Below are 448 nucleotides of genomic sequence, written 5' to 3' on the forward strand. Positions count from 1 at the left end.
GGACGTTTCGGCCGTCTTTCTCGAAGTTGCGGATGGCCAGGTAGATCAGCTTTGTCGCCGCCTCGTCTGTCGGGAATGACCCACGGGTCTTGATCGACTTGCGGATGACCCGGTTCAAGCTCTCAATTGTAAATGCTGGATCAAATTTCCCCAGAAGTGCTGGCGCAAAATTCCCCACCTCGCGGGTTCGGCGATCAGCCGTTCAGGTGATGGGCGCCTCCGTTTTTCAGCGGCCGCCCGCGGCGTTTTGGCGGCGGTGGCGGTGTGATTGTGGCATGCGCGCGTGTGTGTTCCGGGATCAGGTCAGCGTGGTGGCGGAGCGGGAGTGTCTGGAACTCTGTGTATCTGACCCGGCCCATGCAGTTTCAGATACTCAAGCGGCGAAGCGCTCGCCGAACATTATGGCGAACTGGTTTCGGGCCGCAAACCATTCCCGCACATTGCGCCC

The 448-nt window shown here is 60.0% G+C and carries 1 pseudogene; it reads right to left on the reverse strand.

The annotated features are described in order from the left end of the window. A pseudogene (locus IB235_RS24860) lies at window positions 1–127 on the reverse strand (transposase); the annotation flags it as partial. Between the last annotated feature and the right edge of the window lie 321 nt (window positions 128–448).

The organism is Paracoccus sp. PAR01 (assembly GCF_014851995.1).
GTDB lineage: Bacteria > Pseudomonadota > Alphaproteobacteria > Rhodobacterales > Rhodobacteraceae > Paracoccus > Paracoccus litorisediminis.